Source organism: Burkholderia sp. MSMB1078WGS (assembly GCF_001528895.1).
Lineage (GTDB): Bacteria > Pseudomonadota > Gammaproteobacteria > Burkholderiales > Burkholderiaceae > Burkholderia.
In genome coordinates, this window is the sequence record NZ_LPDI01000098.1 from 192,898 (window position 1) to 218,782 (window position 25,885).

19 protein-coding genes are annotated in these 25,885 nt (G+C 67.1%); 8 read left to right on the forward strand and 11 right to left on the reverse strand.

The window, feature by feature from the left end; all coding sequences use genetic code 11:
• Window positions 1-146: 146 nt before the first annotated feature.
• From WT24_RS25265 to WT24_RS25275, 3 genes are all read right to left on the reverse strand, one after another.
• Window positions 147-539 carry a TraR/DksA family transcriptional regulator gene (locus WT24_RS25265; protein WP_059500683.1) on the reverse strand — a complete coding sequence of 131 codons (393 nt, stop codon included), beginning with the start codon at window positions 537-539 and terminating at the stop codon, window positions 147-149.
• A gap of 383 nt (window positions 540-922) precedes the next feature.
• Entirely contained in the window at window positions 923-2,329 is a 1,407-nt protein-coding gene (locus WT24_RS25270) for an undecaprenyl-phosphate glucose phosphotransferase (RefSeq protein ID WP_059500868.1), read from the reverse strand.
• 11 nt (window positions 2,330-2,340) lie between these two features.
• Window positions 2,341-3,123, reverse strand: coding sequence for a Crp/Fnr family transcriptional regulator (locus WT24_RS25275; RefSeq protein WP_059500684.1), 783 nt, complete (start codon window positions 3,121-3,123; stop codon window positions 2,341-2,343).
• Between the two features lie 920 nt (window positions 3,124-4,043).
• Between WT24_RS25275 and WT24_RS25280 the strand changes: the two genes are divergently transcribed.
• From WT24_RS25280 to WT24_RS25305, 6 genes are all read left to right on the forward strand, one after another.
• Window positions 4,044-4,826 carry a Crp/Fnr family transcriptional regulator gene (locus tag WT24_RS25280; protein ID WP_059500685.1) on the forward strand — a complete coding sequence of 261 codons (783 nt, stop codon included), beginning with the start codon at window positions 4,044-4,046 and terminating at the stop codon, window positions 4,824-4,826.
• Between the two features lie 180 nt (window positions 4,827-5,006).
• Window positions 5,007-5,258, forward strand: coding sequence for an acyl carrier protein (locus tag WT24_RS25285; RefSeq protein ID WP_006490451.1), 252 nt, complete (start codon window positions 5,007-5,009; stop codon window positions 5,256-5,258).
• Window positions 5,255-6,451, forward strand: coding sequence for an acyl-CoA dehydrogenase family protein (locus WT24_RS25290; protein WP_059500686.1), 1,197 nt, complete (start codon window positions 5,255-5,257; stop codon window positions 6,449-6,451). Before WT24_RS25285 ends, WT24_RS25290 begins: the two co-directional genes overlap by 4 nt.
• Window positions 6,448-7,422, forward strand: coding sequence for an amino acid--[acyl-carrier-protein] ligase (locus WT24_RS25295; RefSeq protein ID WP_059500687.1), 975 nt, complete (start codon window positions 6,448-6,450; stop codon window positions 7,420-7,422). Before WT24_RS25290 ends, WT24_RS25295 begins: the two co-directional genes overlap by 4 nt.
• Window positions 7,419-8,474, forward strand: coding sequence for a DUF1839 family protein (locus WT24_RS25300; RefSeq protein WP_059789711.1), 1,056 nt, complete (start codon window positions 7,419-7,421; stop codon window positions 8,472-8,474). Before WT24_RS25295 ends, WT24_RS25300 begins: the two co-directional genes overlap by 4 nt.
• A 29-nt stretch (window positions 8,475-8,503) precedes the next feature.
• Complete coding sequence (locus WT24_RS25305) at window positions 8,504-10,957, forward strand: glycoside hydrolase family 2 protein (protein WP_257127559.1); 2,454 nt, start codon at window positions 8,504-8,506, stop codon at window positions 10,955-10,957.
• A 39-nt stretch (window positions 10,958-10,996) separates the two neighbouring features.
• On the opposite strand, the gene WT24_RS25310 is transcribed toward WT24_RS25305, so the two are convergent.
• Window positions 10,997-12,388, reverse strand: a complete 1,392-nt coding sequence (locus WT24_RS25310) for a sigma-54 dependent transcriptional regulator (protein WP_034204976.1) — start codon at window positions 12,386-12,388, stop codon at window positions 10,997-10,999.
• A gap of 1,296 nt (window positions 12,389-13,684) precedes the next feature.
• Here WT24_RS25310 and WT24_RS25315 point away from each other — a divergent pair.
• Together WT24_RS25315 and WT24_RS25320 are read left to right on the forward strand one after the other, a co-directional pair.
• Window positions 13,685-14,263, forward strand: a complete 579-nt coding sequence (locus WT24_RS25315; RefSeq protein WP_059789400.1) for a hypothetical protein — start codon at window positions 13,685-13,687, stop codon at window positions 14,261-14,263.
• Window positions 14,260-15,825, forward strand: a complete 1,566-nt coding sequence (locus WT24_RS25320) for a mannose-1-phosphate guanylyltransferase/mannose-6-phosphate isomerase (protein WP_060036188.1) — start codon at window positions 14,260-14,262, stop codon at window positions 15,823-15,825. Before WT24_RS25315 ends, WT24_RS25320 begins: the two co-directional genes overlap by 4 nt.
• A 24-nt stretch (window positions 15,826-15,849) precedes the next feature.
• Here WT24_RS25320 and WT24_RS25325 read toward each other — a convergent pair whose 3' ends face one another.
• The 7 genes from WT24_RS25325 to WT24_RS25355 form a co-directional block, all read right to left on the reverse strand.
• Complete coding sequence (locus WT24_RS25325) at window positions 15,850-17,139, reverse strand: hypothetical protein (RefSeq protein WP_060036189.1); 1,290 nt, start codon at window positions 17,137-17,139, stop codon at window positions 15,850-15,852.
• A 100-nt stretch (window positions 17,140-17,239) separates the two neighbouring features.
• Window positions 17,240-18,454 (reverse strand): glycosyltransferase family 4 protein, encoded by a 1,215-nt coding sequence (locus tag WT24_RS25330; protein WP_082742287.1) that lies wholly within the window; start codon window positions 18,452-18,454, stop codon window positions 17,240-17,242.
• A 158-nt stretch (window positions 18,455-18,612) separates the two neighbouring features.
• On the reverse strand, window positions 18,613-19,806 hold the full coding sequence (locus WT24_RS25335; protein ID WP_060036190.1) for an acyltransferase: 1,194 nt from the start codon (window positions 19,804-19,806) through the stop codon (window positions 18,613-18,615).
• A 105-nt stretch (window positions 19,807-19,911) separates the two neighbouring features.
• Complete coding sequence (locus WT24_RS25340; protein WP_059789397.1) at window positions 19,912-21,720, reverse strand: alpha/beta fold hydrolase; 1,809 nt, start codon at window positions 21,718-21,720, stop codon at window positions 19,912-19,914.
• A 199-nt stretch (window positions 21,721-21,919) separates the two neighbouring features.
• Window positions 21,920-23,128: a glycosyltransferase gene (locus WT24_RS25345; RefSeq protein WP_059789396.1), complete on the reverse strand. Its 1,209-nt coding sequence runs from the start codon at window positions 23,126-23,128 to the stop codon at window positions 21,920-21,922.
• Window positions 23,129-23,216: 88 nt separating this feature from the next.
• Complete coding sequence (locus tag WT24_RS25350; protein WP_082742288.1) at window positions 23,217-24,455, reverse strand: hypothetical protein; 1,239 nt, start codon at window positions 24,453-24,455, stop codon at window positions 23,217-23,219.
• Window positions 24,452-25,885 (reverse strand): DUF6418 domain-containing protein, encoded by a 1,434-nt coding sequence (locus WT24_RS25355; protein ID WP_060036221.1) that lies wholly within the window; start codon window positions 25,883-25,885, stop codon window positions 24,452-24,454. The genes WT24_RS25350 and WT24_RS25355 overlap by 4 nt, the downstream gene beginning before the upstream one ends.

Genomic DNA, 25,885 nt, shown 5'->3' on the forward strand with positions numbered 1-25,885 from the left:
GGCGTGGCTCCTTCCACGTGGATGTCGCGCCGCGCGCGTGCGCGACGGCGTCTGCCCGCCCGGCGCCGCATATCGACGCCGCCGGGCGCCCGTTGGTCATCCTACGCCGGCCGCGCGTCGCGTGCAGCGCGGTTCAAGCCGCGACGTCAGAGCGACGCGCGCGGCGTCGTCGCGTAGCGTCGCTCGTAGAGCGACTGGCAATGCGCGCAGCGCTCGGCGGTCGGACGCGCCAGCAGGCGCTCGTAACCGACCGAGCCATCGCAGTCGATGCATTCGCCGTAACTGCCGTCGCGCATCCGCTGCTGGGCGCGGCCGATCGCGCGCAACTCGGTCAGCTTCATGCCGATCAATGCATGATCGACGTCGACGAACAGGTCCGCGTTCGCCTCGTCGCCCTCGTCCGGCGCCGCGCCGGCCAGATCCGCATAGGATTCCGACGCGCGCTGGTCTTCGCTCGTGCGGATCTCCGCACGCAGCGCCTGCTCGCTCTCGTTCAGCCGCTGCTTCAGCGTCTGCCTTTGTTGTGGGTCGAGCGACATGGCCGTCTCTCCTGTTCCGGGTTCCGCGCGAAAAAGAGCGGCGCGCGGTATCGCGCCGGTGCACGGCACGCAGGCACGACTGCGCCGCCGCATCCGGATGGGCGGCCGGACGTGCGAAACGCCGGACGCATTCGACGCAGGATAAACCCATTGAACACGCGTGTGTTGACCGAAATCGGCGTACCCGTCATGCAGCGGCAGCGGCGCGGAAACTGGGGACCGACGCGCAATCCCGGCTTGCGGCGCGCACCGCGAAGGCCGCCGGCGCAACCGCAGCGCAGCAATTTCCCGTGCGGCCACGGTGCATCCTTCCGTTCTCGCGAACCGGCATCACGCAGTCGATACGATCGCGCGCACGGCGTCGCCTCGATGATTCGGTATCCTTAGAACGCGTTGCGCCCGACGAAGCCGCGCACCACCGTCATCAGGATGATCTTGATGTCGAACCAGAAGCTCCAGTTCTGCATGTAGAACAGATCGAGCTTCACGCGCGCCTCCATCGCCTCGATCTTGCGCGTCTCGCCGCGATAGCCGTTCACCTGCGCCCAGCCGGTGATGCCGGGCCGCACGCGGTAGCGGTACATGTAGCAGTCGATCAGTTGCCGATACAAGTCGTCGTGCTCGATCGCGTGCGGACGCGGACCGACCACCGACATCTGCCCGAACAGCACGTTGAAGAACTGCGGCAGCTCGTCGAGCGACGTGCGCCGCAGGAACGCGCCGACGCGCGTGATGCGTGCATCGTTGCGCGACGCCTGCCGCACGACGCCGGGCTGGGCGCGATGCACGCGCATCGTCCGGAACTTCAGGATGTCGAACTCGCGGCCGTCGACGCCCTTGCGGCGCTGCCTGAACAGCACGGGCCCCGGCGACGACAGCTTGACCGCGATCGCCAGCAGCGCCAGCAGCGGCAGCAACGGAATCAGCACGCCGAACGCGAACAGCCGGTCGAACGCGAACTTTGCCCACAACTCCGGCGCGGAGCGCGGCGTGGTCGCGAGATTGATCGCCGGCATGCCGAGCACGTCGGTCGCGGAGCGATCGACGATCGCCATCTGCCGCACGTCGGGCAACAGCCGCAACTCGACGAACTCGTCGCGCAACTCGCGCACGATGCGGTGGATCCGCCACTCGTGCGACATCGGCAGCGTGAGCCAGACCTCGTCGATGTCGCCGCCGCGAATCAGGTCGCGGAGCGTGTTCCAGTCGTCGATCACCGGTACGCCGCCGATGCCGCCCGCGGCGGCCTGCGCATCGTCGTCGAATACGCATGCGGGCACGAACGGGCCGTTCGGCGCGAGCTGCATCCGCTCGATCGCCACGCGCCCGTAAGCCGTTGCGCCGACGACGGCGACGCGGCGCTGCCGCGCACGCGGGTCGCCGCGCGTCAGCGCGAGCGCCAGCAGCGCCGCGCGGCCGAGCAGCAGCGCCGCGTCGCCGGCCAGCACCGTGCGCACGATCCAGCGGGTGGTCACCGTGCCGCCGCGATTCATGATCCACATCGTGCCGGCCACCGTCAACACGCTCGCACACATCACCGCCACCAGCGTGTGCGTCAGCACGTGCGCGCCGCCCTGCACGGCCACACCGCCAGGCACGGTGCGCAGGTAGCGCGGCAGCAACGCCACCGTCAGCACGCACAGCAGCGCGATCGAACCGCGTTGCGCATCGGACAGTTCATGCCATCCGAGACCCGACGCCGCCTGCGCGACGAGCGTCCCGGCCAGCACGAGCGCGACGTCGGCCGCCGCGATCGCGGCACGCCGCATTGCATTCGTTCCACCGGACATCGACTGCATCGTCACGCACCGTGCGCGGGGAATCCGAAATGCGCATCCGGCATGCGCGGGCGAACCGTCGCCGGCCTCGCATTTGCGCGCGTGCCGAGCAACCGGCGATAGTCGGCACGAATCAGGTCGTAGCACTCGCACGCCTGATGTTCGAGGCCGTGCCGGTCGAGCACCGTGATGCGGCCGCGGCGTTGCCGGATCAGCCCGGCTTCCTGCAGGTTCCCGGCCGCTTCCGTCACCCCCTCGCGCCGCACGCCGAGCATGTTCGCGATGGTCTGCTGCGTGACGGCCAGCTCGTCGCCGTCGATCCGGTCGTGCGCGAGCAGCAGCCAGCGGCTGAGTTGCTCGCTGACCGAGTGATGCCGGTTGCACAGCGCACTGCGCGAGATCTGCGCCATCGTCGCCTGGCAAGTGTTGAGCAGCAGCCGGTAAGTCTGCGCCGATCGCTCGAATTCGGCGCGCATCACGCAACTCGGCACGCGATAGGCCATTCCGCCGATACGCACCTCGACCCGGTTCGATGCGGCGACACCGCCGACCAGCGTCCCCAGCCCGACCACACCCTCACGGCCGACCACCGCCACTTCGACCATCGCACCGTCCTCCATCAGGTGCTGCACCGACATCATCGCCGTCGTCGGGAAATGCAGGTGGCGCATCGGCTCGCCGACCCGGTCGAGCATCCCGGCCTTGATCCTGACCAGTTCGAGATGCGGTGCGATGGCGCGGATGCTGTCCTCCGGGAGGGCAGCAAGGATGGCGTTCGCCGAATAGCTCGAGTGAAGATGAAGCATGTCTGTATCCCTTTTATCGTCCGCGCCGCCGGCAGCAGCAGGCACGGAACTCGTTATCTCGATGCGCGCCCGGACATTGACAGCGGTTGCGGCCCACAACCCTGAATCCGACTGATCATCGGCTTGTCATCGCCGAATTGAGTCGACTGCCCCGTTTCGACACGCCAGCCCGAATAAGCGATTTACGTGCCAATACCCGCCCGTCCTTAATATATGAATCACATCCGATTTAGAGCCGCCGAATAACCGTCCCCAAATCCCAAAAAGCGTCTCATTTCCGGACACTCTCCCGCGCGACGGACACAGCGAGCATTCGACTGATCAATTCCCTTGCCTCGGGCCAGGACGGCCGGTTGGCGGCCGCGACGCTTATCGTTCAAATACTTACAGCCGATTTTCAATTGTTTTCTTGATGTGCGGCGCAGCATTTCGCGCCATCGCCGCACCGCACACGCTCGTTTCAAACTGTCTCAAATTTGAATCGATACACTAATTCGCGGCTCTGTCCGTTACCGCACATATCACAATCAAGCCATTGATTTTAATGACAAATCAGGTTGACCCCATTAATTTGTCAAATAATGTTCAACGCCATCTCGCCACTTTCGCTGTACGATTCGCCATGTCGATCGATTGATTCCCGGTCGACATAGAATGACAAGCAGGCTCATGATTCCATTTCCGGATGATTAATTCCGGGAAAACGAATCATTAAATCGATATAACGTTCCGGCTCAATTGCAATCGTCAAACTTTGTGAAATGACAGAATGCGGAATTGCTCGAATTCAATTGCGTGCTAGCCTTTTTCGCGAGTATCGTCATTCCGTTTTTGATCAACAAAAGTCCGCACGATCGTGCGAAATCCCGTTCCGGGGTTCGCCGAAACGACGCGCGACCGCCAACCTGCGAGGATGCGCCGTGACTCACCAGGCCGCCGACGCCGTCGCGTATGCGAACGGCGTGATCGAGCTTTCCCACAGCTTCGACGCCAACCGGTTTCTCGCGGCCATCGACCGCGACGAACTCGCCACGCTGACACCCCACCTGCAGCTCGTTCACCTGAAATCCGGGCAGGTGCTATGCGAACCCGGCGAAATGCTCGCCGCGGTCTACCTGCCGGTCACGAACGCGATTTCGCTGCAGTACGTGTCGTCCGGCGGCATGACGCTGGAGGTCGCGGAGATCGGCAGCGAAGGCGTGGTCTGCGACGACGTGATCGGCGGCAGCGGCCGGATGCCCTGCCGCGCGGTCGCGTGCCGCGACGGTTTCGTCTACCGGCTCGACCGGCGCGTCTTCGCGGCCGCGTTCGATGCGTCGCCGGTGATCCGCCATCTCGTGTTCGTCGGCGTGCGGCTGCTGATGGCGCAGGTCTCGCAGATCACGTTCTGCAGCCGTCATCACGTGCTAAAACATCAGTTGTGCAGATGGTTCCTGCTCGCGTTCGACCGCACGCGCAGCATCGAGATCCAGGTGACGCACAGCATGCTCGCGCAAATGCTCGGCGTGCGGCGCGAAACGGTCACGGACGCAGCCGGCGAAATCCAGAAGCTCGGCCTGATCCGGCAATACCGCAGCTCGATCGAGCTCGCGGACCTCGACGGCCTCGAAAAAATGTCGTGCGGCTGCCGCGCGATCGTGCGCGACGAGATGAAGCGCATCCTGTCGGCCGACTCGGGCGTGCCGGCCGCGTCACGCGCGTGACCGGCGCACCGGGCCGGGACGGCGCTTCTGCGCCGCCGGCGTGCCGGGTCAGCTGTTTGTAGGGTGGCGAACAGAACGCCGTGTCCACCGATGGTCTACTGATGCCGGACTGCCGGGGGGATGTCAGCGCTTATCGCGCGTCTGCCCGAGCGGACGACACCACGCATGCCGGAGCAGCACGTGAAAAACGAAATCAGAACCATCCTGAAGCACGTCGCCCACCTCGAAGCCGCGATCGATTCGATCGGCGACGGGGACGACCTCTACGAAGCGGGCCTCTCCTCGCTCGATACGATCCAGTTGATGCTCGCGATCGAAAAGCAGTTCAACATCGAGATTCCCGACGAGATGCTGAACCGCAACCTGTTCCGCAGCATCGACGCACTCGCGGACACGATCGCCACGCTGCAACGCACCGAGCACTCCGCATGAGCGCGCTGCTTCCCGAACTCGCGTCCAACAGCGATTCGCATCGGCTCGACGAGGCCGCGCATGCCGTCGCACAAATCGCCGCCCAGCATGCCGATGCGGTCGATCGCGACGCGCGCTGCCCCGTCGAGGCGATCGAGGCGATGCGCGCGCGCCGGCTGCTCGGCGCCATGGTGCCGACCCATCTCGGCGGCGCGGGTGCGTCGCTCGAAGATATCGCGTCAGCCTGCTCGATCCTCGGCCAGGCGTGCGCATCGTCGGCGATGGTGTTCGCGATGCACCAGATCCAGGTCGCCTGCATCGTCGACCACGCCGCCGACCAGGGCTGGCACAAGCTGTTCCTGCAGCAGCTCGTGCGTCACCAGTGGCTGCTCGCATCGGCCACGTCGGAAGACGGCGTCGGCGGCAACCTGCGCGCGAGCCAGTGCGCGCTCGAAATCGACGCCAGCGGGTTCCGGTTGCACAAATCCGCGCCGACGATCTCGTACGGCGACTACGCGGACGGTATTCTCGCCACCGCGCGACGCGATGCGGACGCGCCTGCTTCCGAGCAGGTGCTCGTCACGCTGCTGCGCGACGGCTATACGCTCACGCGCCGCGGCGAATGGGACACGCTCGGCATGCGCGGCACGTGCAGCAACGGCTTCGTGCTCGACGCGCAAGGCGCCGCCGTGCAATGCCTGCCGGTGCCGTTCGCGAAGATCGCCGAGGAAACGATGGTGCCGGTCTCGCACATCCTGTGGGCCGCGGTGTGGATCGGCGTGGCCGGCGACGCGTTCCATCGCGCGCATCAGTTCTTCCGCGCGCAGGCGCGCCAGACCGACGGCGCACCGTCACCCGCCGCGCGACGCATCGCCGAATCGCTCGCGCTGATGCAGGCGATGCAGGCCCGCGTCGACAACGTGCTGCGCCTCCACGCGAACGCGTCGGCCCGCTCGTGGTCGGCCGGCATGGCCTGGGCCGCCGAGATCAATACGCTGAAGACCTACGTGTCGGCGACCGCGCTCGAAGTCGCGCACCAGGCGATGATGATCTGCGGGATGGCCGGCTACAAGCAAGGCACGCCGTTCAGCATCGGCCGCCACATTCGCGACCTGCACGCGGCGCCGCTGATGATCAGCAACGACCGCATTGCCGCCAACACCGCGAGCCTGTTGCTCGCCCTGCGTCCCGCCACGCTGGAGAAACATACGTGAACGATCGCCTTGCCGTGCCCTCCGCCGCCTCCGTCCCCGCCGACGCACCGCTCGACCGTGCGGGCGTCAATCCGCTGCGCGATGCGCTGATCGACGCGGGCCTGCTGGTTTCGACCGGCATCCAGGGCCTGTTCGGCCGCAGCGAACGATTCGAGCGCGTGGTCGAAGCGCTCGACGCGTTCGTCACGCGCCTCGGCGCCGACCAGCAGGCCGAAGTGCTGCGCTTCCCGCCGGCGATGAGCCGCACCGAGTTCGAGCGCAGCGAATACATGAAGAGCTTCCCGCAACTGGCGGGCAGCGTGCACGCGTTCTGCGGCGACGAACGCCAGCACCAGCGCGTGCTGCAATGCCTCGATCGCGGCGACGACTGGACCGAAAACCAGAAGCCGACCTACGTCGTGATGACGCCGGCCGCGTGCTACCCCGTGTATCCCGTCGTCGCGCGCGCGGGGGCGCTGCCCGCCGACGGCCGGATCGTCGACGTGTTCTCGTACTGCTTCCGTCACGAACCGTCGCTCGACCCGACCCGCATGCAGCTGTTCCGGATGCGCGAATACGTGCGAATCGGCACGCCCGAGCAGATCGTCTCGTTCCGCGAGACGTGGATGGAACGCGGCACGCGGATGATCGAAGCGCTGCACCTGCCGAATGCGATCGATCTCGCGAACGATCCGTTCTTCGGGCGCGGCGGCAAGATCGTCGCGAACAGCCAGCGCGAGCAGAACCTGAAGTTCGAGCTGCTGATTCCGATCGAGCACGACGGCCGGCAGACTGCGTGCCTGAGCTTCAACTACCACATGGACCATTTCGGGCTGCTGTGGGACATCCGCACCGCGACGGGCGACGTCGCGCACACGGGCTGCGTCGGTTTCGGCCTCGAACGGCTCACGCTCGCGCTGTTCCGCCACCACGGCTTCGACATCGACGCCTGGCCGCAAGCGGTCCGCGACGTGCTGTGGGGCACGCCATGAGGTTCGTTTCCCGCGACGGCGAAGACGCGTCGTTCGAGGGGGTGCGCCACCGCGCACGCCACTACCGGCCGCACCCGCTGCACAGTCAGGAGATGGTCTGGAAGCAGACCAACTGCTATGTCGACATGTGGCTCGAGGTGCTCCGGTGGTGGGGTCTCAATCCGTATGCGGCGCTGCCGTTTACGATCGCGCTCGATTTCGAGGGCGACCAGTTCACGTTCTTCAAGTTTCCGCACGACGAGCTGGAGCGGCTCTACGGGATCGTCGTGCAGGAACATTCGATCTACGAGCCGCTCGACCAGCACATCGAGACGCAGGTCGCGCGCGGCCACCTGATGATCGTCGAGGTCGACGCGTGGTTCCTGCCCGATACGCGCGGCAGCAGCTACCGCACGCAGCACACGAAGACGACGATCGGCATCGACGCGATCGACCGTGCGAAGCACCAGATCGGCTACTTCCACAACAGCGGCTATTACGTCGCCGAGGATTTCGACTACAACGGGCTCGTAGGCGCCAGCTCGCCGATGACGCTGCCGCCGTACGTCGAATGCGCGAAGCGACGCTTTGCACCGCTCGACGAACGCGCGCTGTGCGAAGCCTCGCTCGCCGCGTTGCAGCGCCACCTGCGGCGCCTGCCGATCGTCGATCCGATCGCGGCGTTCCGCCGGCAGTTGCAGACCGACGCGCGCATCCTCGCGGGCGCGCCGCTCGAGCGCTTCCACGCGTACTCGTTCAATTCGGTGCGGCAGCTCGGCGCGAATTTCGAACTGTTCGGCCACTATGCACGCTGGCTGCAAGCGAGCGGCTGCACCGGACCGTTCGCCGAAATCCGCGCCGCGTGCGATCGCATCGCGTCCGAAGCGATGGTGCTCGAATTCCGGCTCGCGCGCGCGTGCGCACGCGGCAAGGAAGAATACGGCGATTCGACGCTCGAAGCGATCGAGGTCGCGTATGCCGACCTCGTCGCGTGCGCGCGGCAGATTGGCGCGCCGCTGCGGCACGTGACGCCCGTGCGCGCCGACACCGCACCCGTGTCGGCCATGCGGTGACGCGCGCGCGCCCCCTGCCCGCATGGTCGATGCTGGCGACGGCCGCGGGCGCCGTGCGCGAACCGCGCGACCTCCCGGCCGATCGCGGCAGCTGGATTGCGGCGCCGGTGCCCGGCACGGTCGCGCAGGCGCTCGCGCTGGCCGGCCGGCTCGACGAAGCCGCGTCGCTCGACGAGCGCGATCACTGGTACCGGCTCGAGCTGCGCGGGCGCGGGCCGCGCATCCTGCGCTTTCACGGCCTCGCGACGCTCGCCCACGCATGGCTCGACGACACGCCGATCCACCGCTCGGACAGCATGTTCGTCGCCCACGACGTGCCCGTGTCGCTCGACGGCACGCACCGGCTGACCATCTGCTTCCGTGCGCTCGCGCCGCATCTGCGCGACGCGCGCGCGCCGCGCCGTGCGCGCTGGCGCACGCGGCTCGCCGAACCCGCCGCATTGCGCACGATCCGCACGTCGCTGTTCGGGCACATGCCGGGCTGGTTTCCGCCGTATGTACCCACCGGCCCGTGGCGGCCCGTCGAGGTGCTCGATCCGGCCGACGGCCCCGTCCTGGCCGATTGCAAACTGCATGCCCGTATCGAAGGCGACACGGGCTGGCTCGACGCGGAACTGACGTTCGCCGCGCCGCTGCCCGACGCGTTCGCGGCACGGCTGTCGTGCGGCGACCATCACGCGACGCTAGAACGTGCCGACATCGACCAACTGCGCGCAAGCGTTGCGATACCGAACGTGCGTCGCTGGTGGCCGCATACGCACGGCGACCCGGCGCTCTACGAGGTCGTGCTGCATATCGGCGCCGCGCGCCGGTCGCTCGGCTCGACGGGTTTCCGCACGATCGAGATCGATTCCGGCATCGACGGCAAGGGGTTCGGGCTGCGCATCAACGGCGTGCCGGTGTTCGCGCGCGGCGCATGCTGGAGCAGCGCCGCGCCGCTCGCGCTGCACGCCGACGACGCGACCTACGCCCGCCTGCTCGGGCTCGCACGCGACGCCGGCTTCAACATGATCCGCGTCGGCGGCACGATGACCTACGAGGCCGACGCGTTCCACGCATGGTGCGACCGGCTCGGGCTGCTGGTCTGGCAGGACTTCGGTTTCGCGAACTTCGATTACGCGCTCGACGATCCCGAGTTCGCGGCCAACGTCGATCGCGAAGCGAGCCAGTTCCTTTCGCGTCACGGCGCTTCGCCGTCGCTTGCGGTGCTGTGCGGCGGCAGCGAGATCGCGCAACAGGCCGCGATGTCGGGGCTCGGGCCGAAGCAGCGCTTCGTCGAGCTGACGGCCGACCGGCTGGCCGGCCACGCGGCCGCGCACCGCCCCGATGTCCCGTACGTGCCCGATTCGCCCGACGGCGGCTTGCTGCCGTTCACGCCGCGCGAACGCGTGTCGCACTACTACGGCGTCGGCGCGTACCTGCGTCCGCTCGACGACGCGCGCCGCGCGGACGTGCGCTTCGCGAGCGAATGCCTCGCGTTCGCGAACGTGCCGTGCGATGCGACGCTCGCGGAACTCGGCTGGCCCGGCGTGCACGAGCCGCGCTGGAAGGCGGCCGTGCCGCGCGACCCCGGCACGTCGTGGGATTTCGACGATATCCGCGACCACTATCTGCAGACGCTGTACGACGTCGCGCCTGACCGGCTGCGACGCGAGGATCCGGCGCGCTACTTCGAGCTGTCGCGTGCGGTGATCGCGGACGTGATGCGCGAGACGTTTTCAGAATGGCGACGCACCGGTTCGCGTTGCGCCGGCGCACTCGTGTGGCAGTTCCAGGACGTGATGCCGGGCGCCGGATGGGGCGTGATCGACGCCGCGCACCGCCCGAAATCGGCATGGTATGCGCTGCGCCAGGTGCTGCAGCCGATCCAGGTGCTGCTCGTGGACGAAGGCCTGAACGGGCTCGACGTGCACGTGGTCAACGAGCGCCCGGCGCCGCTGTCGGCCGCGATCGACCTGGTCGCGCTACGCGACGGCCGTACGCCGGTCGCACGGGCCGGCTGCCCGGTGCGGATCGCCGCGCACGACACGGTGCGGCTCGGCTCGGCCGAGCTGCTCGGCCGCTTCTTCGACTGGACCTACGCGTACCGCTTCGGCCCCTGCGAACACGATACGGTCGTCGCGACACTGCGCGCCGACGACGGCACGCTGCTGTCGCAGGCGTTCCATTTCCCGTCCCGCACGCATCCTGCCGTGCTGGCGCGTCGCGAACCGGGGATCGAAGCGTGCGTATCGCGCACCGGCGAGACCTGGCACGTCGACATCGACACGCGGCATGTCGCACGCCACGTGCAGATCGACGCACCGGGTTTCATGCCGAGCGACGACTGGTTCCATCTCGCGCCCGGCACGCCGGCGCGCATCGCGCTCATTCCATTGCGAATCGACGGAAAGCCCGCGGCGGCCGACGGCGATGCGCCGCCCGCGGTGGAAATCCGGGCCGTGAACGCCGCGCGCGCGGTGCGGGCCAGCCAGGCCGGGTGACGACGCTCGCGGCCGCCGCGAGCGTCGCGCTGCCGCGTATCAGTCGGACGAGCCCGTGCTGCGCGGCCGCTCGATGCCGTACGCTTCCATCCAGCGATACAGCGTCGCGCGCGACACGCCGAGTTCGCGCGCGGAAGCGGCGACGCGCCCGCGCGTGCGCAGCAACGCGGTTTCGATCGCTTCGCGCTCGATCGACTTGCGGATGTCGGCCACCGACGGCGACGCCGCGTCGAGACAGTATTCGAGCTCGAGATCCTGCGCGGTGATCAGACGCCCTTCCGTCATCACGACCGCCCGGCGCACGCGGTTGATCAATTCGCGGACGTTGCCCGGCCAGTCGTGCTTGTAGAGCGCCGTGATCGCATCCGTCGAGAACCCGCGCACGCGATGGCGCGCATCGCCGCGAAAGCGCTCGAGCATGTGATGCGCGAGCAGTTCGATGTCCTTGCCGCGCGCGCGCAGCGGCGGCTGATCGATGCGCATCACGCACAGACGGTGGAACAGGTCGGCGCGAAAGCGCCCTTCCTCCATCGCATCGCGCAGATCGACGTGCGTCGCCGACACGATCCGGACATCGACCGGTACCGGATCGCTGCCGCCAAGCCGATGAATCGCGCGCTCCTGCAGAAACCGCAGCAGGCTCGCCTGGCTTTCGTGGGGAAGGTCGCCGATTTCGTCGAGCAGCAGCGTGCCGCCGTTCGCGGCCTCGACGTAGCCGATCTTGCGCGCGTTCGCGCCGGTAAACGCGCCGCGCTCGTAGCCGAATAGTTCCGATTGCAGCAGATGCGGCGGAATCGCGCCGCAGTTGACCGCGACGAACGGGCCGTTGCGCCGCTCCGAATGACGGTGGATCGCGACGGCCGTGAGCTCCTTGCCCGTTCCCGTTTCGCCGAACACGAACACCGGTGCGTCGGTGCGCGCGAAACGCCGCACCGTATCGAACAGCCGCAGCATCGCGCTGCAGGTGCCGACGATGCCCTTTTCCTCCGATTCGAGCTGTTCGCGATCGCGCGCGAACAGGCATTCCATGCCGTAGGCGTGGCCGACCGTATCGGCAATCCGCTGGTGCGACGCCGGCAGCGTGACGTAGTCGAAGCAGTAGTCGCGCAACAGCGCGCGCACGTTCGGCGACGCGGTCTGGCCGGCATCCACGAGCGCCACCCAGACGACGTCGCGCATCGACGCGCAGGTCGACGCGATGCTGCCGATCGCATCGGCGTGGCCGCCGCTCAAGTCGAGAATGCCGCAGGTAATTTCGCCGGACGTGTCGCGCAGCTCGTTCGCATGCGCGACGACCGACACTTTCCAGTCGCGGCGCGACAATTCCTTTCGCAGCATCACGGACGGCGACTGCGTCCAGTAAATCAGCGGACGCTGCCCGTTACCGCTCCCCACGCCGGCGCTCTTATCGCGCGTTATTGGCATATTCATAACGAACCATCACTTTCCGCACTCCGCGAACCGTTCGCGTGCGCTGCGGCCGGCGGCGCATGGCCGCCTTTCCGCGCTGCGTTTCCGCAGCTTTGGCGAAGATCGAAACTGCACACGGCGAGAACCCCCGGAGATCGAGCCGGCTGTCATCCGGCCTCGTTGTCATCGAACTCGAACGGAATGCGCGACTGCAGGAGCCATGACATTCCGGCTTTGAAGCGACCCGCCGTCAGGCGGGGCACGTCGGCACACGGAAACGCCGACCCGCATGGGCGTCGCATCGTACACGACGGTCGCACCCGATGCCGAGCCGGAGGGCGGCCAAACCGCGCCCGGATCGCCCGCCCCATTTCATCCGCACCTGAATTTACACCCCGTTGCCAGTTGGCCTTGTTACCAAAAGATAAACGTGAATCAGTCGGTTACGCTGCTCGTGGCCCGGCGCTCCGCGCTTTTGACCACTGAGATTTGATTATCTATGACCATTCCCGTCAATCAGTGGCAAATACTACTTTTCCGCAAGATTGATCCGGTCGATTGCCCGCGATTTCCATCGAAATCTCCCAAAAAGCAAAGTACCGTGCTCCGCGGACCGCATAATCGCGCGCGCCCCCGGGTCGCCGCATCGCCTCCCGCCGGCGCGCCGGCCACCCGGCCGTTACACGTCGTAATCACCGGCATCGCGCCGCGCAGGCGCTTTTCGGCGAAATCCTGCCGGCTGGCCGGATACCGGGCGGCGGCCCGCGCGTCGTGCGGTGCAGCATGATGGCCATCCTTGCGCGATCCGCCCGCCCGCAGGTCCCGGCCCGAAGCGCCCCCACCGGCAGATCACCGCGGCGGTGCAGGCACGCGAGCGGCAGCGCCCCCTTGCGGGCGTGCAGGATGGCGATCGGATGGCGGGGGGATCACCTCGCCCGGTGTGCACGATGCGATCGACGGCGAGCCAGCGCCCGGCACTCCTGCGCGCAGCCGGTCCGTCGTCAACGATGCAATCTCGGCCCCGTCTCCCGGCGCGCGGTTTGCGTGCGATGTCGGCCGGGCGCGCTTCATTGCAGGCCGCCACGATGAACCAATTATGAAAAAGCACTGGCCCCGACGGTGTGTGCTACCGCACATTGCGACGCTCCCGTGACGCGCGCATCGCCTGGTATCCCGCGCCGCGCCCTGCGAATCCGGAGCGTGAGTGCGCTTTCGAACAGACCGCTGCACCACGCATCGGGATGATGAAGATCGCCGCGCCGCACGGATCGACCGCATCCGCGCGGCGTGCCGAAGGCATCACGCGAGGACAGCATCATGGAATGGCATTGTTGTGAATTCGAACATCTGAGCGCCGTCGATCTCTATGCAATCCTGCGCGCGCGCAACGCCGTGCTGGTGGTCGAGGACGCGCACACGCATCTCGACATCGACGGCAAGGACGCGGGCGCGCTGCACGTCTATGCGAGCGTGCGCGACGGCGACGCGATGGAAGTCGCGGCCTACGCACGCATCCTGCCCGGCGACGACATCGATCCGGACGTCGTGATCGACAAGGTGCTGACGAGCGAAAGCTGCCGCGACGACGACACGCTCGAACGCCTGATCGGGCGCGCGCTCACCGCCGCGCAGGCCGCGTGGCCCGAGGCGGCGGTGCGCACGCACGTCCCCGCGCCGCGCCAGGCGTTCTACAAACAGTTCGGATTCCGCAAGGCCTACGGGCCGTATCTCGAACAGGGCGCGCCGTTCGTCGGCATGATACGGTCGGCCGACCGCGCGGCCGGCGCGCTGCGTCACCTGCTGTCGCGAGCCGTTTCGGTCTCGCGCCACGACGACGCGCGCGCCGACGGCCGCGCGCGCACCCTGCTCCCTGCCGATACCGGAGCGAACCGATGACCCGCACCCTTCGTCCGGTTCCCGAACCCGATCTGCCGAGCATCCTGCCGGTGATTCTCGCCGGCGGCTCCGGCACGCGGCTGTGGCCGCTGTCGCGCGAGCAGTATCCGAAGCAACTGATCGAGCTGGTATCGAACGAGTCGCCGCTGTCGGCAACGGCGCGCCGCCTGAACGGTATCGCGAACGCATCGCTCGGCGACACGCTGCTGCTCGTATGCGGCGAACAGCATCGCTTCATGAGCGCCGAGCAGGTGCACGGCCGCTCGGCGCCCGCCCGCATCCTGCTGGAACCGGCCGCGCGCAACACCGCGCCCGCGCTGACGCTCGCCGCGCTCGACGCGAGTGCGCTCGCGGACGATCCCGTGCTCGCCGTGATGCCGGCCGATCACGTGATCGTCGACGTCGGCGCGTTCCAGGACGCGATCGCACGTGCGGCACGCTATGCGCAGGAAGGCGCGATCGTCACGCTCGGCGTGCTGCCGCGCCGCGCGGAGACGGGCTACGGCTACATCCAGGTTGGCGAGCCGCGTTCGGGCCGCCACGGCAGCCAGGGCGGTTACGCGATCGGGCGTTTCGTCGAAAAACCCGACGCGACGCTCGCCGAACGCTATCTGCAATCGGGCGATTACTGGTGGAACAGCGGGATCTTCGTCACGCGCGCATCGGTCTGGCTGAAGGCCATCGGCGCGCTTGCGCCCGACATTCATGCGGCCTGCGAGAGCGCGTGGCGCGCGGGCGTCGCCGACGATCCGTTCTTCCGGATCGACGCGGCGGCCTTCGACGCATGCCCGTCGGATTCGATCGACTATGCGGTGATGGAGCGCCTCGCGGAACACGGCGAGCTCGGCATAGAAGGCATCGTCGTGCCGCTCGCGGCCGGCTGGTCGGACGTCGGCACATGGGACGCGATCTGGGAAATCATGCCGAAGGACGATCACGGCAACGTCGCGCGCGGCCCCATCGTGTTCGAGGATACGCAGGACAGCCTGGTGCGCTCGGAAGGCCGCCTCATCGCGTGCGTCGGGATGAAGGACGTCGTCGTGATCGAGACGGCCGATGCGGTGCTGGTGGCGAACAAGCACGACGTGCAGCGCGTGAAGAACATCGTCGCGCGCCTGAAGACCGACCGGCGCCCGCAGGCGAGCGAGCACCGCAAGGTGCAGCGGCCGTGGGGCCATTACGATTCGATCGATCTCGGCGAGCGCTTCCAGGTGAAGCGGATCGTCGTCGAGCCCGGCAGGCGGCTGTCGCTGCAGATGCACTATCACCGCGCCGAACACTGGATCGTCGTGCGCGGCACCGCGAAGGTGACGCGCGGCGCCGAGACGTTCCTGCTGTGCGAGAACGAATCGACGTACATCGCCGTCGGCGAAGTACATCGACTCGAGAATCCCGGCCGGATTCCGCTCGAAATCATCGAGGTGCAATCGGGCGACTATCTCGGCGAGGACGATATCGTCCGCTTCGACGATCAGTATGGCCGGGAGACTTGCGTACCGCCGGAACCGGCTACGCGGAAGGCGGCCGTGCTGGCCGCGCCGTCGACGGGCGACGCGTGCTGACCGCACGGGCATGGCGCCCGCGCGTCACCGCACGACGATCGCCGTCGACACGACGTTCTGGATGAACGGCTTGCCGACGGCCTTGATGAAGTAGGTGCCCGCCCGGGCGCCCGGCAGCGGCATGCTCGTCGTGTCGGCCGGATAGCGGCCGGCCAGCGCGAACGCGCCGTCGCCGAGCCGCTCGTACAGCTCGAGATGGTCGACGGTCTCCGGATGGGTGATCCTGACGGTCAGGCTCGCACCCACGGGCTGCGCGTCGATTGCGGTGCAACTGGCGATGCCGGTTTCGAGCGCGCTGCCTTCCTCGTAGTCGTTCCAGGTGATCAGTTGAACGAACGGCAATTGTTGCCGCACGCTGTAGCGCTCGTTGATCGTCCTGAACGTGTCCAGCCAGGTCTGGCCGCACGACGGCGCGAGAAAGCGCGGCGCCGCGGCGCCCCACGATGCCTTCGTATCGTCGAAGCCGCTCCATACGCCGCCGACCGTGATCGTCCCCGGCGGCTGATTCCGTGCGATGTCGTAGAAGCGCTCGCGATACAGCAGGTCGCGTCGTATGCCGACCGCTTGCGGCGCGGCGCGCGGCGACGGCTGCGTCCACACGTACGCGCCCTTGCTGTACGGAAGATCGAAGCCCTGCACCAACGTATGAATCCAGTAGACGTCGGGGTACGCCGCGTGAATCCGTGCCCAGTCGGCCTTGCCGACCGCGTCCATCCCGAACTCGGACACGACCGGATGGCCGTTGTAGCGCAGATACTGGCTCGACGTGAAGTATTCGCGGCTGATGTACGCGAGGTTGTGCAGGATCGTCGCGGTCAGGTCGCAGCCGCGGCACGCATTGAACTTGAAGGAACCGCTGTCGATCATGATCGAGAACGTCATCCCGGGAAACTTCGCGAGTTCGGGCAGCGATGCCTGCCACGCCGTGTCGACGAAATGGCCCTCGCCGTACCAATCCACGATCACGCCGTCGATGCCTCTCGAACGCATGTCGGCGAAGGTGCGAAACGCCTGGCGGGGATCGTCGGATCGATAGCCGACGTTCACGCCGCGCCGGTCGGGGCCCCACCATGGAAGGTAGTGCGCGAGCACCTGTGTCGTGCTGCCCGGGTACAGCAACGTGTGCACGTCGATTTTCGATATCGACGTCGTGCCGGCGAGCAGCCCGTTCGACGAGCCCTTGAAATCGGGGCTGCCGGACGTATTGGCCGGCGCGAGCGCCATCACGCGCTCACCGCCCTGGCAATGACCGTAGACGGCCGACAACGCCAGTGCGCCAAGGGCGACCGCCACGATGCGTCGCAATGCCCGCATAACGCTCCTCTTGATCAAGTATCGCGGCCGCGGGACGAACGCGCGGCCGCGATGTATCCTGGCCGAACCCGGCCCAGGTCGACGCATCCGCTGCGCGCCGCTAACCGCCCTGCTGCCCGCCGAGCCCCATCCACGATGCAAGCTGCGCCGCGTAGCGCGACGGCGTGTACGCCGAACAATCGTAGTGCCGATCGGCGATGCGCAAATGACGACCCAATTCGTCGAACGCATTCGTCAGGCCGTCCGGCGAATTCCGGTACAGGATCTTGTTGCCGATCTCGCTACCGAACGTCGACAGGCTGCCGATCTCGTGCGCGAGCACCGGCAGCCCCAGCGTGGCGGCCTCGACCAGCACGAGCGGCGCGTTTTCGGCCCAGACCGACGGCAGCACCAGCGCATCGTGCGCGCGCAGTGCGTGAAACAGCTCGCCGTGGCCGAGTCGCCCGGCGAAACGCAACCGGCCGGCCTGAACCAGATCCTGGTGGCGCGTTTCGAGCTGCGTGCGCAGTGTGCCGTCGCCGTACAGCGTCAGACTGCCGATACGGCGGAACGCGGTCCGGCGCGCCAGTTCGATGAACTCGTGAATGCCCTTCTCCGCATCGAGCCGCCCCACATAGGCGAGATCGAACTGCTCGCGATCGCATACGCGCGGCGGGAACGGCTCCGCCAGCGTGCTCACCGGATTCGGCAGCAGTGCGGTGCGCGTGATGCCGCGTTGCGCCAGCGCCATGCGCATGTACGGACTCGGGCACAGGAACAGGTCGAACACGTTCCGCGGATTGCAATACGCGTACACCGCGTGCCAGTGCAGTTTCTTCACCGTGTCGTGCAGCCGCCCGCGCGGGCTCGCCAGCGCGAACAGGCGCGCCGGATTCGACAGCGCATCGACCGGAACCGGCACCGGACGTCCGTTGCGATAGGCGAGCAGGTTCGGGTTGTAGAACACCAGATGGTAGTCGTGACACGTGAGATACGTGCGAAATCCCTGCTCGCGCCGCCGCCGTGCGAGTACCGGCAGGATCGATTGCGTCAGCAGATTGTGATAGTTGTGCACGAGCACGCGATGCGGACGCACGTCGTCGAGCAACGTCGCCAGTGCGCCCGCCGCGGCGCGGTTCCAGCCGCGCGCGAACGCGCCTTCGCCCGCCGCGAAATTCGTCTCGTCGAACGAGTACACGTCCACGTCCGGGATCTTGCGCAGCACCTCGATGGAGGTCTGGTAGACCTCCTCCGCGCCGCCCTTGCGCGCGTAGTCGTTGACGACGACGACGCGCGTCGCCTCCGCGCGGGAGCCGATCGACGACCACCCGTTCAATTCGGCATCCCGAACGTGCATCGAACCACCCGGTATCGCGGCATGCCGCCGCCATCGTCATGCACCACCGTACTCGTCAGCATCGTCTGCGCTCCGTATCGTCCATTCCATTCGTATCGGCAACGCGAGATCGCCGTTCCAAACCGTTCCAAGCCATTTCATCCGTCCGCGCGCCAGCCGCTTCGCACCGGGCCCGGCGTCGCATCGACCGACCGATTGCCGACCGGCAGATCGCCGCCGCGCCACCGCGATGCGGTCAAGCGATGCGCGAGCCGCACACAGGGCGCTTCGCAATACCGGTAGCTCAGATACGACAACGCAATCAACGGCACGACCGGAACGATCATGTAGACGCCCAGCGGCCATCCGGTCCATCGGTAGTGTTCGCACAGCCAGTAGAACCCGAACAGTGGGATCGCGTGAAACAGGTAAATCGAGTAGCTGACCTCGCCGAGCTTCGCCATCGCGCGCGCGCGGACTTTCAATACCGTCGCCATCGCCACGAAGATCGCGACGCCGACCACATAAGCCAGCGACGACGGCAGATGATCGACGTTGTGATGACGCCAGTCGTTGGCCGCGCCGACGAGCGCCACGCCGACGATCATCGCGGTCAGCAGCCCCGCCACGCATCGGTACGTCAGCGCGATGCCGGCGTGTTCGCCCCGCCCCCCTCTCACCCGCAGCGTGTCGAGCGGCCGGTCGTAGGCCTGACGAAAACATGCGCCCCAGAACATGATCGCGAGGTGGTACGGCATGGCCTTGTACTGGCCCAGCGTGTCGTCGGGAAAGACGTGCAGCGCGACGGTCGTCACGAACACCGCGCACAGCCCGATGCAGGCGAGCGACAGGTCGCGCATCCGATGCAGCCCGCCCCACCAGAACAGCACGAGGCAAAGCCCGTAGAAATACAGCTCCGTTTCGAGCGTCCAGTAATGCCCCATGACGGGCTCCTGACCGAACGCGGTCGGGATCATCGTCGCATTGGCGATCAGCAGCGTCGCGCTCACCGGTTTGCCGAACAGCGTCCAGAAGACGACGCAGCCGATCGGAATGGACAACCAGAATGCCGGATACAGCCGCAGGAAACGGCGGATCAGGAAGCGCCGTGTGCCTGGTCCGGCGGGGCCGTGCAAACTGACCGGAATCAGCAGGCCGCTGATGCCGAAAAAGACCACCACGCCGATCCGCCCGAAATTGACGGAGCGCTGCAGCGTGTCGAGCCACTGCTGAGCGCCCGCCAGCGCGACGAACCGCTCGGCATAGTGCGTCCATATGACGAGCAGGACCGCGACGGCGCGCATCGCATCGATATGGTCCAGACGTCCGGAAGGTTCGGAATGCATCGTCATGGTCGCGTAGAGGTTGCCGGCGTCGGCGGAGGACAGACGCGTTACCGTATCACCGCACCGGTGCAGCGACTGTGCGACATGTGACACAGCCCCGCGTCGGTCCGGTCATGCCGGCGACTCCGCGTTGATGATCGTCGCCGCCGTCGCGCGACGCGATTCGAGCCCCTTGACGAATTCGCTGCACAGCCCGACCACCGCGTCGGCGGCATGCGAACCGAACACACTGTGATCGAGATCGTCGAGTACGACGGCGCGCGCACCGGCAAATCGCGACAGCCGCTTTCCGCGCGGGCCGAAATACATCGTCACCAGATCGAGGCTGCTGTCGTATGCGCCGCAGACGAACAACGTGCTCACCTCCTTGCGCTGGAGCGCACGCAGGATCTCGTGCGGATCGACCGGGGTCGTGTCCGCGCACGACCAGCCGGCGATCCGGCGTCGCCATGCGCCGATTCGCACGGCCAGCGTCGTCGTCGAGCGCTTCAGCACGAGCCGGACGAACGGCATGATCTTTCGATCGCCGCTCAGCACCTGCTTCCACTTCTTCAGCTCGAAGAACGACGACCGGTATCCGGCCATCGAATTGGGACGATGCTCGCGCAGCGCGTCGGTCGAGATGCCGTCGGGCATGTGGAAACGCTGCAGGTTCACCGATATGACGCCCGACAGTGCGCGTCCCGCGAGCGCCGCACGCAACGCGCTGTATGCGCCCGAGCAGATGCCGAACGACACGACCTGCCGATACCCTTGCTCCTTCAACCAGTGGGCTGCCGTCGCGACGTCGTCGACGACGGCGCTCGAATAGACCGGCTGGGGCGCATCGAGCGGCGCGCCGTCTTGCGCTGGCGAACTGTCGCCGATCCCGCGTCCGTCGAACCGCAGCGACGCGATGCCGCGGCGCGCGAGCTCGCGGGCGATCCGCACCGACAGCCGGCTGTCGCCGACGTGCGGACTGGCCGACGTGTTCGTGATCAGCACCACCGGCCCCCGGTCGTGCATCTCGTGCGGCGTGCACAGAATGCCGAACAGGCGGCCGGCCGCCCCGAATCGAACCGGCTGCTCGCAGGCTTCCGGCGTGCGCAGCATCAGGTCGGGCTCCCAGTCCGTTTTCTGCGCGGTGCGCGCCGCCGGTCGCTGCGGGCCATCGGTGGCCGCGATCCAGTCGACGACGGCATCGAACACGCGCGTCGGCAAGCGCGAGAACGTCGTTTCCTGCATGAACGCCGCATAGCCTTCGAACGGCCTTTGCTCGACTTTGCCGCCCAGCGCTTCGAGCCGTTTGCGCAGCGGTTCGGTACCGCCGCCGCTCATGTCGACGATCAGCGTTTCCGATGCCGGCGCACCCGTGCGGTCCTTCAACGCGTCGATCGCGTCGAATGCATTGAGCCGCGTACGGAACGCCGCACTGTAGACCTGCCCGAGCACGTTGAGCGGCGCGTCTTGCGGCTGGGCCGCGCGCAGCGGCGCCGGCAACTGGTCGAGCCAGATATTGCGCATGATCGACAGCTCGCGCACGTAGCTGCGCCCGCTCGCCACCGGCGCCAGCAACACCAGCCGATCGACGTCGTCCCGGTCCGCCGCAAGCAGCGCGAATGCCGCGCCCAGCCGCAGGCCGCACAGCGTCACGCGGGTCACGCCGGTTTCCTCGCGCAATCGCGAGATGGCCGCACACACGTCGTCGACGGCCGTTTCGAACTGGTCGTTCGCGCCATCGGCCCCGGCGGAATCGCCGGTGCCGCGGTAATCGAAACGCAGCACCGGCATCCCGCGCGCGGACAGGCGATCCGCCAGATTCCGCATGCCGCCGTGACTCCAGACGGATTCGTGTCCGTACGCGTTGCACAGGACGACACCCCGCGTCCCGCTGCCCGGATGCAGCCATCCGAACCGCCCGTCAAATATGATCGGTCTCATTTTCTATTAGGTATCGGTGAAGAATGGGTACGGCGCCCTGCGGCCCGACCGCTGAACCGGTCGGCCGCAGGACGGCAAATCTCCCGCGGAAGCCTTCCCCTTTCCGGTATCCATGCCGCACATGCAAGGTCCGGAAGCCGGCCGCCCGCGAGCCGTTCGGATCACGCCATCGGGGCCCTCCTCTTCGTTGCGGCGCCCGTCACGACGGGCTGCCTGCCGGCGGCGCGATCAGCTCGCGCCACCGACGATCGAATACGGGCATGCTGAAATGCTGCTCGCAGTACGCGGCGAAGCGCGTGGCCGCCGCCACGACGCGATCCAGATCCGCGGTCGGATCGGCGACGAACCGCTCCAGTCTCGTGTCGCTCATCGCGAGCGCATCGTCGTGGAATCCGAGTCCTTCGAACGCGGCTTCGTTGCCGACCGGCACGCAACCGTACGAAACCGCCTCCAGCACCTTCGACTTGATGCCGCCACGCAGAAAAGCAGGACACAACGCGATCGAGCACTCGGTGTAGACATCCGCCTGTGTCGGCGCGAACCCGGCGAACTCGACGTTCGGAACGGGTGCGTACCGGCCGGCCATGCGCCCGTAGATCACCAGCGGCGTGGCCGGCCGGATACGCGCCCACAACGCCACCAGGAATTCGATCGCGAGCCGGTTCTGCAACTGCCGGTCCGAACCGATGAAGACGAACCGGAACGGCGCCGCCGGACGCCGCATCGGCACCAGCGCATGCATCGGCGGTGCGATCACGTGCGTCTTCACGGCCTCGTCGTTCGTGAGGGACCGCCGCAGCGACTGCGCGTCCTCCGTCGAAACGAGCGTGACGGCATGCGACGAGCCGATCGCCGCGCGCTCCTGCCGTTTCAGCGCGAATGCTTCATAGCCGAGGAATGCGTTGCGAACCAGCCTCGCGTTGGCGAGCCTGACGAACGGCCCCGGAATCGACTTCTCCAGATACCCGGCCGACAACGGCAAATCCTGCTCGCGCAGGATGTTCGCGCGGCGCGACATGAGATCGTCGAAATCCACGACGATCCGGCAGCCGGGCACGCTGCGCCGCACCAGGATCGCGTAATCGACGAGCCGGATGCCGTCGAAATAGATCACGTCCGGCCTGATCGCCTCGACGGCGCGCAGCAGCGCCGTGCGCTTGCGCGGATGCGAAAACATCGCCACCTGAAGCGCGCACGGCGCGCCGCGCAACACGCTCCATCCGACCCGCACCGCCGCGCCGATCTTCGCGCGCCAGCCGCCGTCCTCGAACACCGAGCGGATCTTGAATTCGGTTACGTCCATGTGGTCGCCGATTGCCTTCCGGATGAAGCTCAACGTGCGCTCCCGTCCGTTCGATACGTCCTGCGGAATGTCCCGCGTCATCACCATCAGCACCCGGTTTTTCACGAGTGACCTCCCCTACGATCCGAAACCTTCCCGATTCCATGTCCCGCCAATCCACGCCGGCGCGGCGAACGACCGCCTGCACGCCGGCTCATGGCCGCTCCCGGGTGAACGCGAGATTCCCGAGCACCACGCACCAGAACACCACGAGCGATACCGCAATGCCGGTCGACGGCGCATACATCACCAGCGTGCGCGGCATGACGAACGGCGCGGCGACGATCGCCGCGACGATCAGCACCTGCTTGATCATGATGAGCCGGTAGCGCCGCACGGCCAGGAGCCACGTGCTCAGCCCCGCATCGATGAACGTGGCGATCGCGCAGCCGGTCGCGTAGATCATGATCGGCACGCCCTGCACGAACGCGGGCCCGTAGATCATCAGGAACACCTTGCGGCCGACGAAGTAGCTGCCGACCCACGCGGCACAGCCGACGAGGCCGAGATAGAGACCGAGCTTCAATGCCTTGGCGCGCACGAGCGGCTCGGTCCGCGCCGAAAAAACCATGCTCGGCGCCAGGGCCAGCGCCAGCGTCGTGCCGACCGAATTCCATTGCTCGACCAGCGACGCGGCGGACGCATAGATGCCGAGATCGGCCTTGGACACCAGCACGCCGAGCAGCAGCCGATCCATGCGCAGCACCAGCACGCTGGCCGCAATGGCCGGCCAGATCCGCAGCCCGCGCACGACCAGCGCTTTCGTGACGGCCGCGCTGCCGCGAAACGATTTCGGCGTCTTCAACGCCAGCTCGCGATAACGGCTGAACGGCGCCGCGGCCGCCACGCAAGCCTCGAGCGGCCATGCGAACGCGGCGACGATCACGCCGAGCGACGCGTGTGCCGCGATGTACAGCCACAGCACCCGCACGCAGCTGGCGTACGCCCGCGCCCGCGTGATCACCCACGGCTTCGATTCGGCGTAGGCCATCAGCGAACCGAGCGCGATCGGCTCCACGATCAACGCAAAGGCCGCGATCAACGTGAGCTCGGATACGCTCGACGGCCGCATGACGATCACCACGACCCCCATGAACAGCAGCATGACGGCCAGCGTCAGCGTGAGCCGCAGGCGGAACGCGCGGTAGACGACCATGTGCCGCAGGCGCGGGTGCTTGCCGAGGATCGGCTGGATCACCTGTGCGCCGAAAATCAGCGCGACGCTGCCGATCACGTAGGCCAGCGACAACGCGAACTGCAGCTCGCCGAACAGCCGCGCGCCGTAGATGTTCGCAAACAGGTGATTGCTCGCGATCGCCGCTAACGCACCGATGATCTTTTCGCACACCACGCCCGCGAACGACGAAAACAGAAGCCTGACGAACGCGTTCAAGATGTCCCCGTCCGCATCGCATCGGCGTGCACGCGCCGCGCGTCGACGCAATGCCACCAGATCAGCGCGATCGCCAGATAGAACAGCGTGCGTGCGCCGAACAAGGTCCAGTAATCGCCCTGTTGCATCGCATAGGTCGCGTAGGCGAAGATCTTCGTGGCCAACCACAGCATCACGACCCCGCCGCGCATCGCGACCAGGATCAGCATCGCGCTCGCCACGCCGTAGATCGCGCCCGTCAGCGCAATGAACAGCGCGCCGCCCGCATAGCCGAACCAGTAGACCGGCACCGCCATGTTGCCCATCGTGAACGTCACGTCGTCGAACACGTAGGCCTTGAGGATCTCGGGCGTGCCGTACGACAGCATCAGGTCGCGCAGCCCGCTCACCGGCGCATCGCTGAAGAACGTCGGCTCGGTGAACGAACCCAATGAATCGACGAAGCGCCCGAACGCCGCCATGCCCCCGAACGTCGGCGCGCCGAACAGGTGTGCGTCGCCGTCCACCACGTACCACGCCTGCCCCTGTTCGAGAAACCGCGACACCACCGTCTCCGCGACGTCGAGCCCCTGCCCCCGGTACGCGTAGAACACCGACACGCTGCCGATCACGAGTGCGATGAGCGAGCCGATTCCCAGGTAGCGCATCACCGGCTTGCCGTTCATCGCATGGATCGCGATGAACGGGATCAGGACGGTCAGGCATACGTGCAGCACGGCCATGAACTGTTCGCCGTGCAACGCTTCCAGCACCAGATCGACGACGAGCAGGCACACGGACGTCCAGCGTACGACCCGCGCCGAACTCGTGCAGAAGGTGCCGAGCAGCACCGCGACGAAGGTCTGGTTGTTCAGGAACAGGTTGAACAGCGTGCTGTTCGACGCGTCGTTGCGCAGCGCGTAACGATTCACGCCGCTCAGCACCGCGAAGCCGCCCGTCAGGCCGGCCAGCACGCCCGTCGCGAGGATCGCGCCGACCAGCCCCAGCCCGAGCGCCACGCTTATCGGCTGAAGCGTCATCCGCGCGCGGATCGGCGGATGGCCGGAGCGTGCGTTCAGGATGCGGTCGAACGCGAACAATGCGCATGCGATGAAAACGACATAGAACGACAGCAGCCGGCTGAACGCGCCGTTCGCGACGCCGAAGATGTCCGTTTCCCGCAGGAATCCGCCGGACTCGATCCCTACGCCGGCAACGAACGCGGTCAGTCCGATCACCAGCGTGTACAGGATCGACACGGCGAACACCGGCCGCGCGACGATCAGCGCGATCACGCCCGCGACCGCGACCAGCAACGTGCAGGTCGCACTCGGTTCCATCGCGCCGAGCGCCGGCAGCATCGCATTGACGCTCAACGCGAGCACGAACAGCGTCGATACGGCCACGCCCGTGAGCGCCGCGGTTCGGCCGTCGGCCTGAATCGTTCGCAT